The organism is uncultured Anaerobiospirillum sp. (assembly GCF_902485895.1).
Taxonomy (GTDB): domain Bacteria; phylum Pseudomonadota; class Gammaproteobacteria; order Enterobacterales; family Succinivibrionaceae; genus Anaerobiospirillum; species Anaerobiospirillum succiniciproducens.
Window position 1 is genome coordinate 1 of record NZ_CABTML010000025.1, and the last position, 14,809, is coordinate 14,809.

Consider the following 14,809-nt stretch of genomic DNA (forward strand, 5'->3'; position numbering starts at 1 on the left):
AGGCAGCTTTATACTGCAATCACTAGACAGCTTGGAGCTGCAAAGACTAGGCAGCTTTATACTGCAATCACTAGACAGCTTGGAGCTGCAAAGACTAGGCAGCTTTATACTGCAATCACTAGACAGCTTGATGAAGCAAGCATGTATGGCTATAGCTTACTGAATTTCTAATGGCTATTGCATGAAAACCAAGGGATTAAACTAGGTATTACGTGGCATTGTGATTGATATCTCACGCATACAGCCCTCAATCACCAAACTAATGCACGGATTAGATCTATGCAGGTAAGTCATTGTGAGCAATATGGTTGAGCAAATTCACTCGTGGTAATAAAGAGGCGTGGTGGCTTTGTTAATCTGAAAAGTCGAGCACCTTAGTGTCATATAGTTTGTAGATGATGTTTGATACTCTCAGTGGGCTTTCGTCAATAAACTCGGCAATTTCTTCTGTGGTGAAACCGCTAGAGCAGAGCGACAGAATATACAGCATGACTTCAAGCTCACCATTAGAATTATTACGTTTAGCTCTGCTCTCTGGATCATTGGAGTTTGGATACAAGCCACGTGGGCCAAGTTGCGGGTCGCACTCGTTAAGTAGTATAGGCTTGAGCTTGGCGATTTCATAGTAACGAATGAAATCAAAAATCTCCAAGGCGCTATCCATGATGCTGCATAAAGAGAATGTGTCTGAGTTATCTAAGGATGAGTGATAACTGCTATAGCTTGCATACATAGTGCGGGTTGCTTGGACATACTTTAGATTGAGCTTGGGGCTACAGTATTGTTTTTCATCCGAGCCATGGTTAGGAGCGTACTCACGTACGGCGTAGCGTTCTGAATTGCTGTAAGCAAGAGTACGCAGCATGTTATCGATATCAAAGCTGCACATAAAACCATCTTTGCGTGGATCTGTATACACGTGACAATTAGGCAGATGGTTTAGTGTGAAGTAGCGACAGTAGTAGGCACAGGTAGTTAGATAGTCTTCTACGCGTTGCTCATCATCAAGAGTCAAATCGGTCACTGCTTTGCTGACATAGTGACTTGAGTTTAGACTTTTTTCAAAGTAGTTACCTTTTGCATAGGCAGTAATATTTTTGCCTTGGCTACGCTGTTTTTTGTCATAAACGATAGAGTCGACGTAACTTTGTCTTGTTAGCTTGAATGAAACAGGCAACTCCAAAAAGTTATGGTTATAACTGTTTTGGAAGCTTTTGTAGAACTGCTTATGGTATTCAATGCGATCTTGCTCTTCACTACTTGAGAGTAGTGCAGATGTAAGTGAGATGGTGCTTATCTGGTCTTCTACAGAGTCTTTAGAACGAGGAGATGCTACACAAGAGAGTTGGATACCATACTCGAGCTTTTCTTTTAATTCAGGGGCGAATCTAGAAAGATAGGCAATTGATCCAATGCTCTCTGGATGAATCACAAAGCGATAGCTATAACGACGCTTTGGCAGCGATTTGAGCAGCAAGTAGAGACAGACCAAGGCAAGAGGGCCTGAGAGCTCATTGTTGAGCATATTTGGATGGCAAAGATAGCTTGAGATTTGAATAATCTTGTCACTATCACCTTTAAGATCACAAATGCCAACTTTTAGCGAGCCGTTGGTATCTTTAATGGTGTCTATACATACCTCATACTCATCGTCTTTGAGTTCCTGAAACTGCTTGTACGAAATGTTTAAGCCCCAGCGAGGCTTGTAGTATGAAGTGGTATACGGAATGGCATCGGGGTTGTTCTTATCAAAGAACAGATGCTCTTTGAGCTCTTCAAAGCTCACTTTACCAGTGAAAGGCTCGGAGAAGTTAAGTACGTGCAATGGATTTTGGTGTGTATCTAAGATGATATTGCCTTGAGAGTCTTTTAAGGTGGCTCTATTTAAGCTCCATCCCTCTGGCACAGTCCAGTCGTTGACCTTGCTTCCAGATGGAAATGACTCAATGGTAAAAGGCACGTACTTTTTGAGAATTTCTAAGGACTGTTCGTAGGCAGGCCCTGTGATTGAACGGCATAGTGGAAAAAGCTCTTCATAGAGCTCTTTTAAGTTAAACTCACTTTGCTCTGCTACGTACATATACGTCAACCTTAGCTTGTTAGTCTATGGGGACTAAAGAGTCTAGCAACACGAGTTACTAAACCGCACCATAGCTATTGTGTGTATCAGACATCACACACAACTAAACAAGCATTCAATACATTAAGTGCAAACTAAAACAACAGCATCAAACTCACACTGTCGCATCAAGTGCTCAAAAATAAAAGAGATGCTTTAAGTAAGCTGTCTCAATCCCAATTTATGACTTGCTCGCTAAAGTTACAGTCATTTAAATGGTGGTAAAAGCACTAACTAATAATAGACTCGTGAAAAAGCGTCTTCACTGAAAGCTAGCTAGACACGGCACAAGCAGCCTAAAAGTATACCAAAACGTAATACTCAAATTCTCTTACATCTAAAAATTGTTAGATCTTAGCAGCTAAAGATGCAATATGGTGCAAATGACTGAAAGTTGATTGATTCAGATAGCGTTACGCTACTTGTTAAATGCAGCATAAACATGAGGCATGCCGATAAAAAAAATTGCCTATCGCTTGGATGATGATTTTTTATAAGTTAGCTATTCATGTGAGTATGGGCCTCAAGATAAATATGTTTACGTAGCTCGTGAAACTTTGTCATGACACATGCTGCTGTAGTTTTAGTATTGGCGTAACTGCAGTAAATTTGGCATAGAGCAGGTAGTTGACGATGCTTGCGATGAGTGAGGTTGTACGTATTATTTAGTGAGAAGAAAGATAATTAGAATAGATAGTGAACCGTGAACTGATTAGGCGGTGAGATAAAAGTCAAACATGCTAAAACTTATTGATATTTGTGCTTTATCACGAGCACAAAATGATGCACAATGAACACGTGATTAGAGTCTGCTCAAGATAAGACATTGCAAGGAACCATGTCTGAAGGCTCATTGTCATTAACATCATAACAAACCTACAAATAGCTTCTTTTGACGTCCACTCAAGCAAACAAGGCAACTTAAGAGCACATTCACCATACATATTGTGTGAACATGCTCTTAGCAAGAGCATCCGTCTAAAAGCATCTATGAGTCAGGCGAAACCTTGAGGTCTGACCATTTAGTGCAATGCTAAATGGTTACTCGTATAGTGTGTGTTAAGCAAAGTGGTTACATGGATTGTTAGCGCAATGCTATGTGATGGAGAGCTTTAAGTTTGTGCAATGCAAATTTTTAGCTACCTTACATTAGCAAAGCCATGTCACATAGCCAGTTTGTGCAGAGCAAACGGTTATACTCACCTCTCAAGCATCGGCCTAACTTTTTAGCTGCTCAAAACGTATCTACGCTTTGTAAATTGCATGCTCTTAAACATGCTTAGATGTCTTTAAAAGTGCTGTTAGATTATTAAAGGAGTTGTAGCGCTCTTAATAACTGCCCATCAAAGGTTTCGGAGCCTTTGCATGTGTTAAGAGTAGCTATAGAAGAGAACTGGTGAAGCTTAGTAAAAGATAGCTTTACATGTACTCAAAAGATGTAGGCATTATGAGGAGTGCGAGCACTAAGCTTTAAGCTAAGGAGTGTTTAGAGCTTTAGTTGATGGCAAGAAAGCTTGATAGCTTTTAGAGCCAAGATTGATGATGTTAATACACGTTTTGTGTGTTTGTTGTTTGACATCTTGTGTTCAACAAGACTTAAAAGGTTTGGCAGCTTGTGGTGTTAAGTTCCTAATAGATTGCTATTACTCATAGCAAGTCCCTCTAATTTCATCAAAGAGAATGTGGCGTGTACTAAATCTTTGCACTAGTACATGTTTGTCGCTAACCCCAATTCTTCTTATAGGCGCTTACAGCCAATGAAATTATTTTCCGACATCAGAGTTCGTATTCCGCGCTCCTTTGACAAGATAACCCACTCCGATGCAGCTGGCGGCATTGTAATGCTGCTGTGTATTGTTTTAGCTCTGATATTACAAAACGGCTCGTACTCAACTAGTTATAGGCACTGGCTTGATACTACGGCAGGTATTGTCTTTGGTGACTTCATTTTAATGAAGCCGTTACTGTTGTGGATCAACGATGGTCTTATCACGATCTTCTTTTTCTCCATCGGTCTGCAGCTGAAAATAGAGTTCGTTGAAGGACATTTATCTGATCCGCGCAATATCTTGCTACCAAGTATTGCGGCGATTGCAGGTATCTGCACGCCAGCGCTCATCTTTATTTTATTTAACTACCATGACGAGTTTGCGATGCGTGGTTGGGCTATTCCAACCTCGACAGATACTGCTTTTGCTGTAGCTCTCATCATGCTCTTAGGCAAGAGGGTGCCTAATTCACTGAAGATTTTACTGCTCTCTATCTCAGTGTTTGATGACATGGGCGCTATGGCTGTAGTTGCTATCTTCTACAACTCTGGTTTAGATGTTTATGCGCTGATTCCTGCAGCAGTCTCCATTGTTGGTTTAATGATCCTTAACTTCTTTGGAGTTGGCAGAAAGTCTTTATATATTGCCCTGGGTGCGATTATTTGGTTCTCCATCTTAAAGTCAGGTGTGCACGCTACTATTGCAGGTATTATCACCGCCTTTAGTATGCCAATGCGTGACAGAAGTGGTGCGCCTGTAGTTCAAGAGGTCAGTGACAATATTGGTCTGTGGGTATCTTTTGCGATCTTACCGCTCTTTACCTTGGCCAACGCCGGTGTGGATTTAGGTAATATCAACATTTCCACTATGTTCTCCAATGTATCGCTCGGTATTATCTTAGCGCTCATCATTGGTAAGCCTTTAGGCATTTTCACTGTTATTTACTTAGCTTCACGCTACAGGCTCGTGCAGCTGCCATCAGATGTAAACACCAAGCAGCTTTATGGCATGAGCTTACTTACCGGTATCGGCTTTAGTATGGCAATGTTCTATGACTCATTGGCATACGAAGGTAGCAGTATTTATGGTTATGCTGATTCACTGGCAATTCTGATTGGTGCCACCTTCTCAGGTATTCATGGTTATTGCTATTTACGTTTCTTTGCTTGTAAGACTGCTTTAATTGAGTATCGTCCATGGCTGCCAGCACCAACTGGTTACCACGGTACTGCACGTACTGCAAACCTCTACAGCTTAGAAAACCCAATTCAAGGCCCATCTTCTGTAGCTCCAACTGCTGCAGCAGTGGCTGAGGCTAATAAGCGTAGTGCCGCTGCAGCTGAGGCTGCTCAAAAGGCTATTGAGGCTGCTGAGGCCGCATCTAAGGTAGCTGAGCTTCTCAAGAAAGCATCTGACAAGGAGCAAGATGAGCAAAATCTTGCCGAGGTACAGCTTGCAGCAGCTCAAGCTGCTAAGGCTGCAGCTACTGTTGCAGTGACCGCCACTAAGATTGACACTAGTGAGGACAATGCACAAAAGACTCAGTCTGCTGAGGCCGTCTTAAAGACCGTAAGTGAGGTTGCTCAAGAGGCTGAAGAGACTGTTGAGCGTGCTATCGATGAGGACAAGGCTGTAGAGAATCAAGCAACCTTGGCAGATGAAGACGAGCAAAATAATGATAACAAGGTCGCTAATAATGAGACTGAAGAGCTCAAGTCTAAGAACACCACTAAAGTTAGAACTGCAGATGAGTCTTTGGATAGCGAGTCTGACAAGAGCGAGGTAAAGAGCCAAGATACTGTCAAGGCATCTCAAGAGGCGCAGACTGTTATTGCAGTTGATTCAGAAGGCCTAGCTAAGGTTGAGAAGACCGTAGTTAAGAGCACTGATGAGAGCGCAGCAGTAGTTGACGATAGCCCTCTTAATGCTGATGACTATGCCTCAACTACTGTAAGTGCTAAGAGCGCTAGCGATGAGTCAAAGACTCAAGAAGACAAGATAGCATCTAATCAGAGCTCTAAGAGCAGCGATGATGAGGTTTCTGAGCAGTCTGATGAAAGTGAGTCTAGTGCTTCAAGCAAGGCTCAAAGCGATGTTCAAGAGAGTGTAGAGTCTGAGGCTAAGACAGTTAAGAAGATCAAGGCTAAGACTAAGTACGAGCTCTCAGTTGAAGAAGTGGATCACAGCAGTGAGAAGATCGCTGAGCACAAGGAAGTGGCTCAGGGTACTGCTAAGGCTGTGGCTGCATATCTGAGCAACATCGTTGGTAAGGCTAAGGTTGAAGTAAGCGAAAACATTGAGCGTTCTGATGAAGAAAAGGCTGCGCTGCGTGCTGCTGCCGCTGCTCGTGTTGCTGCCATTAAGGCTGCTGAAATCGAAGCTCAAGCTTTAGCAGAAGCTGCAGTGGCTGAGGCTAAGGCTAAAGCTGCGGCACAGGCTGCAGAGGCTAAAGCTAAGGAAGCTGCTCAAGAGAGCAAGAGCAAAGCTGATACAAATGCAGAGTCTGATAGCAAGGCGGTAGCAGATGAGCAAGAGACCTTATTGCAAGAGTCTACTGTAGATGTAGCTGAGCTTAGCAAGATAGCAAGTGAGTCTAAGGAGACCGTAAAGGACAATGCTGCTAGCGATGAGCTTAATGCTGCTGACTTTGCGGCTAAGGCAAACGATAGTGCTGATATCAAGGCTCAAGCTCAAGAAGGTGATGCAGACAAGGCAACTCTTGAGGCAAGCTCCAAGGACGAGTCTAAGGAGGCTGATTCTAGCGAAGCTTGTGCATCTCAGAGTGCTGATTCATCAGATGATGAGGCCTTAAAGGCAGCAGCTGAAGCTCAATCCGCGCAAGAGGAAGTAGCTAAGGCTGCTGCTGAGGCAGAGGCTGCTAAGGCTAAGGCTTTAGAGGCTAAGCAGGCTGTAGAAAAGGCCGCACAGGAAGCTCGTGTTGCTGCTGAGATTGCAGCTGCTAAGAAAGCTGAAGGCAAGCAAAAGGCTAAGGCACAGCAAGCTTTGGAGGCTCAAAAGAAAGCTGAAGAAGAAGGTGGCCACAAAGAGGAGAGCGATACCTTAGGTGAAGTTACTGCCAAGGCTGCAAGTGCTGTTTCAACTGTTGCTAGCGTAGTGGCTGCCCCAGCGGTTAAGGCTGTGAAGATCGTCACCGCTACAGCATCGGTAACTGCCTCTGTAACCGCAGCTGCAGCTAAGGCCGCAGTGAAGGTAGTAGAGCACAAGGACAAGGCTGAAGATGATAACAAAGATGACAAGAAAGACACTACCAAAGAGGTAGCAGACACTCTTGTTAAGGAAGTCATCTCTGCAAAAGACCCTCGCTTTAATGAGTCCAATGAGAGTTCAAAAGATGGATCTCACGATGACTCTAACGCTACAGATACCGAAGCTGACGCAAAAGCCAAAGCCGAAGCTAAAGCCGCAACTGCCACAGCTGCAGCAGACAAAGACAGCGCCGTCTCCGACAGCGCAGCAGTAAAGCCATCTACTCAAGATACTGCCAAAGATGCAGCTATCAAGGAGCAGTCTCAGGCTAAAACTGTATATGCTAAGGAGAGCAAGTCTTTTGCTGAGGAAAATAGCTATAGCGAAAAGGCAGATGACCTAACCAAGGCTCATGATGAGACCGTCAAGAGCGTCTTAGAGGTACATGATGCACCTGAGTTTGCTGTTGCAAACAATAACGAGCTCAATGCATCAGATCTGTCTCAAAAGATCTCAACTCTTGATGAGCAGCAGGCTAAGGTAACGCTCCAAGCCGCAAGCGATGATGATGACCTTACAGTTGAGTCCGTCTTAGCCATGAAGAGCGCATCATCAGATGTAGCAGCTAATAGCAACGCTCAGGAAGCTAATGGCAACATGCCAACTGCTAAGGACAATGCAGCAACAGATGCTAGCGACGATCTCAACGCTGAGGACTATCAGGATAAAAAGTCATCAGATGCTGAGGACAAAGATGAGCAAGAAGAAGACTCCTCCTCCGTCAAATCAGTAGTTGGTAAGCTTGCTGGCATCATCCGCAAGAGCAAGGACTAAATAAGTCCTAGATAAAGCTACTCCTATGGACAGACTTATTTGTAGTCCAAGGATATAGGCTTAACCATGTGGCTACCGTAGAGGTAGCCACTATATAAGGCTATTCTAAGCACTGAGGCTCATCAATAGCCTCATCCACAATAGCATCGCACTCTGCCCTCTCATTGTTCTTTGTCATTGACATAATAGACTTAGGAATAGGTACGTTTAGGCTCTTAAGCAATTTTGCATGCTTGCTGCTAATCGGTTTGCACAGAATGCCGCTAGGATACTTCTCAACAACAATGCGTCCTAACTCATTCATAAGCGACTCTTGAGACCTAAAGGTACAGGCAGGTATACCGCTGTGGCTATTCTTTGCTTGAGCTATTTTCATCTCTACTCCAGCTGAAAGTATGGATAGCAGATGGCCAAGGAAAAGCTTACGCATTAGCCCCATAGATGTCTTAGCTTTTGTAGTGCCTCCATCGAATTCTTGTTTAGTTCGCTGAATAATTTTCTCTATCTTCACGCGGCTGTCATAGATTTGTCTGATATCAAGTGACGTAAGTGTTAGATCATTGGTTACAATGACTTGTAGGCCAGCATACTTAACATACTCATTACACTTGTACAGATCAAAATTTGGCTCAGGATTTTTCTCACCTACCTTATAGCTTGAAAGATCATAAGGCTCCCTACAGCATGCCTTAATCAGATCTTGTTGTTTTCCAGTAAGCTTATTGCCTACAGATACATCAGCCTTAATGTCCTGAATATCCATTGCTAGCTCTCTGGATATACTATGTCGTATATCTAGGTCGGTAAAGACATGATATCTAAGGTAAGCTTCAGCTTTTTTACTAGCTCTTTTGCCCTGTACAGGAATCTCATCATAACGGAAGGGCTTATCATATGATGTATAGCATCCATATAAACCACTGTAATTCAATAAACTTTCATTGACACCACCCGTTTTTAAAGCTTTATCCATCGCTTTCTCAACAGTAGTTCCTTTTCCACTACGGCAATTAAAAACGAAAGTTTTGCCTTGTCTCAGTAACGCGACCATGTTCGGTTCACTGCCGTAGCCACGGTCTGCAACGATACAGGTGTCAGCTAATATCAATCCATGACGAGCAATCTTTTCTGCAACGTTAGGGAATGCAGAAACGTCATTCGTACGACCATCGAACATATCAAAGAAAAGAGGCAGTCCTTTTTTGTCTGCATCGCATATGAACTGAACATTTATCTGATTCTTAAAAGTTCCATCTTTAGCCATTCCTTTTGCAACTAAGAGTCTGTCTGAGTTTTTATGAGATATTGGACTTCCATCAACAATAATGGTTAGCCCATTCTTTAGTACTCGATCATGATTGCGGGAACAGTAAGCCTGAATAAAGTAGGTTTGGAACCTGTCTATATCCGTCTCAGTAAACAAATTTACTAAATCAATAAAAGCAGTACGAGATGTCGATTGACTTGTAGATACTGCATAGTCTCTACAGAAAGCCTCTATCCCCTCATAAGTATTAGTCTTAGTGATATACATTTTGAAGAGAAGTGTTTCCAACTTCATTGCTAGTTCTGTTGGAGAGGATCTCACATACTTCATACCGCGCCTTTTTGAGCGTTTCATAGCCGCGAATGTTTTTACCATCGCCTCTCGAAGACAGCACTCAATAGAACAGCTTTCAAGCATTGCAATTGGTCCAAGCTTAGACATCCACATTTGCTCAAGCTCTTCGCTACCAGATTTTGGTCTTGACTTAATTACATGACCATAAGTTTCGAAGTTGTATGTATATAGAGATGCAGGGTCTCTGCTCATTGGAATGCCATCGGCCGACTTAATTACTTTACCGCTTGGAGCCAGCTGAAAGGCTTCATTTTGAACTAGATGCCTAATGGTATCGTGATCATCTTGATTATCAGAAGACAACTCACTAATAAGCTTATAGGTCATAGATCCATCTTCATTCCTGAAGATAGACACATTTCTAAACTCCGGATTCTTCTCTAAGAAGTTTTCATTTAGTTGTATATGGCCAGACTTTCCACCACCAACAATTTTGCCTATGGTCTTCTTGTTTGAGACCTTAACTGTAGGTTTCTTGATAACGTTGCCGTCATCATCTTTAATAGCGGCCTGCCATGTGCCTAGGTATGTGTATACATAGGTGTATTTGCCGTTACATAGAATCTTAACTGGGGGTAACTTTGGTACTTTAGCGTTCATATTAAACCTTGGGCTATAATCATCCTAACATGATTGTACCATAGTATAGCCCAATGAATCAAGAAATATATCACATTTTTAATAAAATATAGACCAATTTTCTGTCCATAGGAGAAGCTAGGACTACATAAAAGGCCCTCACTGGCCACAAAGAGCAGCCGTTGGTACTCACTGACGACTGCTCTTTTTATATGTGCAACAGCAAAGGCTCATTCATAGAGCTCTTTTTTATGCGCAAAAAGACCCAGCCTAGCGACCATAAGTACAATCTACAAACGATGCACAGACAATAAATAACAGAAAAAAGAATGTAACAAATAAACAGACGAAAAGAAGGTAACAAATAAGCAGACGAAAAGAAGGCAACAACGCCTAATCCAAGAGTACGCTATAACGCTCTGACATTGGGGAGTTGTGCCTATAATTTAAGAATAGCATATAAAAGACATTTATCTCTTTATAGACCCGGCTGCTCAATGCTATTCAGCGCTTCTAAAAGCTTGCTTGAACGCAGAAAGTTACCATTACTACTTAACAGCCATACTATTCGAGCATTCTGTTTTCATATTGAATGCGATTAATAGGCTGTTTCTTATTTATTAAGGCAACTCCCCAATGTCAGACGCTAGCGCTATAGCATGAAATAGATCCGAGGGCACAAGAGATATGCAAAACACAAGAGGCAGCCAAGGATACAAACGACAGGAAAGGACACAAGAGCAGGTCTTGCAAAGTAGAGAGAGGTTAAGACCTTAGCAAAGTGCCAAGGCCTATTTATGGAGTGTGCTTGAAAGGAAGAAGAGCTCTTTAAGAGCTGCTTATGCTTGCGAGGCCAGGGCGCGTACATAGCGCTTAGCAAGCTCGGTAGCTTGCTCTAAGGTTTTTCCTGTAGTGATGATATAGCCACGTGCACAGTCGGTGCCGCAAGTCATGGCTTTTAAAGGATCGCCCTTTTTAAGATGGTTGCGAATAAGGGCAATATGAGAGCGCTCTTCAGGAGTAAAGATAGCATCTAAGAAGGCATCACTAGTTGCATCGTCATGAGCGTAAGTAGATCCTTCTGGGCAATCTCTAAAGTCATAGAAATGCATGCAAGCAGGTTCTTGTTTAGCAAACTCTACAAATGGCTGCTTATCCACGACACAGCGTTTAAATACTGCAATTGGATTAATCTTATTGGTAAGCTGCATATCGATAATGCTATTACCAGTAAGACGTGGGGAGAAGTCGACAATATTGACCTTGCCATCTTGTCTATTCACAAACATGTCGGCCTGAACATAGCTGTTAATAAGATTTAGGCTTTTACCAAGCTCCTCAATGCATGGCTTGATGAGCTTAAAGTCCTCAGCATAGTCATCAGATAAATAGGCAAGCTCCTGACGATAAGGCTTTAAAGTCATCTCCTTTTGATAGATGCCTAAACTATGGCATACACCATCAGCATCAATAAAGGCATTGACTAAGTACTCAGTGGCGTAGATGTATTGCTCTACAAGTACAGGATCATCTTTAAAGCGCTCCGGTAGACGATAGGAAAGCAAGTCATCACGGTTTTCAATCACACTCACGCCTAAAGATCCTGAGCCATAGCAAGGCTTGATAATGAGTGGATAGTTAAAGCGCTCTTCAATGGTGTTAACCATGCTATGAAGCTGTCGCAGTGAAAGTGGCAAAGCACAAGAGCTCTCATCAGCCTTAATCGCATCATCTGGCAGGCAGATAAAGTCGTGGTCATTGAGATGATGAGCGTTTAAGTGCAAGTGGAGCTTATGCTTATCAGTAAGCGTATCGATAGCGTGGAATGATGGGCCATTGAGCTTAAAGGTATCGTTGATACGGCCAAGTGCAGTTAGCGCACGACCAACTGGCACAGCAATGGAGTAATCAAGGTGCTCTTTTTCAATTATGGCATTGACCTGATCTTGTTGAGAAAAGTCGATGTGGTGGCAAGTTAAGTCAGGATGAGACTTTATCTCTTCAGATAGAGCGGGCGCTCTATCAAATGACAATACAGCAAGGTTTTCCTCAAGCAGTAAGCGATAGAAGATTTCTACTTCCCATGAGGCACCCAGTACTAATACTTTAGGCTTTAAAGTCTGCTTGCTGTGATTGTTTTGCATAGCACTGCACTCAACAAAGATAAAAGATATACGCTCTAAGCTATAGTATATCATTACCACTTAACTGCAAACATAATGTGCAGCTAAAGCGATGAGAAATAGTCAGGTACAGGAAAGACGAGCAAATGCCCTGCAGCAAAGACAAGAGGCAGCAAAGATATAAAAAAACCTTGCCCATATGAGCAAGGTTTCTTTGGGGATGCATCAACTACCTTAAGTAGTTGCAAGAGAGCTGCTAGAGAGCGCCTTGCTGAGCCATAGCTGCAAGCTGCTCTGCTTGGTACTCTTCGATAACTGGCTGTAAGATCAGGTCTAACTTGCCTTCCATAACTTCGTTGAGGCGATATAAAGTCAGATTGATACGGTGATCAGTTACACGGCTTTGTGGGAAGTTGTAAGTACGAATACGATCAGAACGATCACCAGAGCTAAATACAGACTGACGCTGCTCAGCTAAGGTAGCATTGCGCTTGTCTTCTTCGAGCTTAGCTAAACGTGATACGAGAACTTCCATTGCACGAGCACGGTTAGAGTGCTGTGAACGCTGATCTTGGCACTCAACTACTAAGCCAGTTGGAATGTGAGTGATACGGATAGCAGAGTCGGTCTTGTTAATGTGCTGACCACCTGCACCGGAGGCGCGGAAAGTATCAATACGCAGATCAGCTGGATTGATCTCTGGAGCCTTTGATGGAGGGATCTCAGGGAGAACCATCACAGTACATGCTGAGGTGTGTACACGACCTTGTGACTCGGTCTCAGGCACACGTTGCACACGGTGACCACCGGACTCAAACTTCATATAACCGTAAGCACCTTCACCAGAGAGCTTGGCAATAACTTCTTTGCAGCCGCCCATTTCACCTTCAGAAATGGATACTACGTCTAAAGTCCAGTGCTTTTGCTCGCAGTACTTGGTGTACAGTCTGAACAGCTCGCCAGCAAATAAAGCAGCTTCATCGCCACCAGTACCAGCACGGATTTCAAGGAAGCAGTTGCAATCGTCGCGCTCGTCGTGAGGCAGCAGTAAGATCTGTAAGTCGTGCTCAAGCTTCTCAAGACGCTCACGTGTTGGGCCAACTTCCTCTTCGGCCATAGCACGCATTTCTTCGTCATCACCGCTGAGCATCATTTCCATCTCTTCGAGATCTGATGAGCAGGTCTTGAACTCTTTGTAAGTATCAACCATTACCTGCAGACGTGAGTACTCGCGGTTAAGCTCACGGAACTTTTCCTGGTCTGCAATCACATCAGGCTGAGCTAATAACTGCTCAACTTCCTGGTGACGCTCTACGATGGAATCTAGTCTTCTAAGAATACTTTCTTGCATTAGCAAACCCAATCTATCTAAGATTCTGTACCGACCTTAATGTCAAATATAAGCGGCCGGCAAATCAATCGCGTATTTTAACAGTTTATCGCCAATACGACCACATCTAATGCACCATCAACCGTAATCTTTTGCCAAAATCCCCTCTAAACAAGCCCAAAATCCCCTAAAACTCAGGCACCGCTCCTATCAAACACGGAGTCACCAAAAGCAGAAAACCCCGCATAAGCGGGGTTTTCTAAATGAGCAAAACGCTCACAAGCAAAGCCAAAAACTCTTAGCCAAGCAGGCTTAAGCCTAGCTGTGGACGGGTGTTTGCCTGCATCAGCATGGAAGCTGCAGCCTGCTGAATGATTGACTGCTGTGAAAGGTTTGCAGACTCCTCAGCAAAATCAGCATCGCGAATACGACTGCGAGCATCAGCCTCATTAGCAGCAACGTTAGACTGGTTGCGGATTGAGGACTCTAAACGATTCTGCAAAGCGCCGAGCCCAGCACGCATACCATCAACCTTGGCGATTGCGGTATCCATCAGGTCGATAACTTCACCAATATACTTTAACTGACCTTGTTGGCCCTGACCAGTTGGTGGAGCAAAAGTAATCTTATTGATGTTAATGGTTACTTCACCGTTGGTAACTTTAAAGAATTTGTCATTACCAATAAGATCACCATTAGCGGCGATCTTAGAGAAGTAAACAGACTCAACATCAAATGAGATGGTGTCACCCTTATTCGAACCTACTTGTAAAGTGAGAGTGCCTTTATCACCTGCTGGGTTATTACCGCCAGGAGCACCACCGGCTGCAGGATCTCCGTAGATAGAACCAGCTACTTTGCCATTTAAGACAGACTTGCCTGCAAAGGTGGTTTGGGTGGAGATGCGGTTGATCTCTGTAGCTAAGGCGGACATTTCCTTAAAAAGAGCGGAGCGATCTTCAGTTGTGTTGGTGCCATTAGCTGACTGAACAGCTAAAGTACGCATCTTCTGAAGCATACCTGAGATCTCGTCCATGCCGGACTCAATAGTCTGAGCAAGTGCGATACCGTCAGAAGCGTTACGATTTCCCTGATTTAAGCCATTTATCTGGCTGGTTAAGCGATCAGCGATCTGGAGACCTGCAGCATCGTCTTTGGCGCTATTGATCCTCATTTGATCATGTACACTATTCTTTGCATATTAAATCCTAGATCTAATTCAATGCA

At 43.4% G+C, this 14,809-nt stretch carries 6 protein-coding genes; 1 reads left to right on the forward strand and 5 read right to left on the reverse strand.

Annotation, left to right across the window (positions count from 1 at the left end; genetic code table 11):
* Window positions 1-352: 352 nt before the first annotated feature.
* A complete protein-coding gene (locus RDO37_RS02090; protein ID WP_308497948.1) occupies window positions 353-2,080 on the reverse strand; it encodes a DUF4910 domain-containing protein in 1,728 nt (575 codons plus the stop codon).
* A 1,796-nt stretch (window positions 2,081-3,876) separates the two neighbouring features.
* On the opposite strand from RDO37_RS02090, the gene nhaA reads away from it, so the two are divergent.
* Window positions 3,877-7,929 carry a Na+/H+ antiporter NhaA gene (gene nhaA, locus RDO37_RS02095; protein WP_308497949.1) on the forward strand — a complete coding sequence of 1,351 codons (4,053 nt, stop codon included), beginning with the start codon at window positions 3,877-3,879 and terminating at the stop codon, window positions 7,927-7,929.
* 100 nt (window positions 7,930-8,029) lie between these two features.
* On the opposite strand, the gene RDO37_RS02100 is transcribed toward nhaA, so the two are convergent.
* The 4 genes from RDO37_RS02100 to RDO37_RS02115 all read right to left on the reverse strand — a co-directional run bounded on the left by RDO37_RS02100 (window position 8,030) and on the right by RDO37_RS02115 (window position 14,756).
* A complete protein-coding gene (locus RDO37_RS02100; protein ID WP_308497950.1) occupies window positions 8,030-10,150 on the reverse strand; it encodes a transposase in 2,121 nt (706 codons plus the stop codon).
* 818 nt (window positions 10,151-10,968) lie between these two features.
* Window positions 10,969-12,273, reverse strand: a complete 1,305-nt coding sequence (locus RDO37_RS02105; protein ID WP_308497951.1) for an ATP-grasp domain-containing protein — start codon at window positions 12,271-12,273, stop codon at window positions 10,969-10,971.
* A 235-nt stretch (window positions 12,274-12,508) separates the two neighbouring features.
* Entirely contained in the window at window positions 12,509-13,603 is a 1,095-nt protein-coding gene (prfA, locus tag RDO37_RS02110; RefSeq protein WP_027938775.1) for a peptide chain release factor 1, read from the reverse strand.
* 277 nt (window positions 13,604-13,880) lie between these two features.
* The gene (locus RDO37_RS02115) at window positions 13,881-14,756 is read right to left on the reverse strand and encodes a flagellin (RefSeq protein ID WP_308497952.1); all 876 of its coding nucleotides are present in this window, start codon (window positions 14,754-14,756) and stop codon (window positions 13,881-13,883) included.
* Window positions 14,757-14,809: the final 53 nt, after the last annotated feature.

Coding starts and splice junctions, on each gene's coding strand:
- RDO37_RS02090 (WP_308497948.1), bottom strand. CDS start 2,080: ATGTACGTAGCAGAGCAAAGTGAGTTTAACTTAAAAGAGCTCTATGAA.
- nhaA (WP_308497949.1), top strand. CDS start 3,877: ATGAAATTATTTTCCGACATCAGAGTTCGTATTCCGCGCTCCTTTGAC.
- RDO37_RS02100 (WP_308497950.1), bottom strand. CDS start 10,150: ATGAACGCTAAAGTACCAAAGTTACCCCCAGTTAAGATTCTATGTAAC.
- RDO37_RS02105 (WP_308497951.1), bottom strand. CDS start 12,273: ATGCAAAACAATCACAGCAAGCAGACTTTAAAGCCTAAAGTATTAGTA.
- prfA (WP_027938775.1), bottom strand. CDS start 13,603: ATGCAAGAAAGTATTCTTAGAAGACTAGATTCCATCGTAGAGCGTCAC.
- RDO37_RS02115 (WP_308497952.1), bottom strand. CDS start 14,756: ATGAGGATCAATAGCGCCAAAGACGATGCTGCAGGTCTCCAGATCGCT.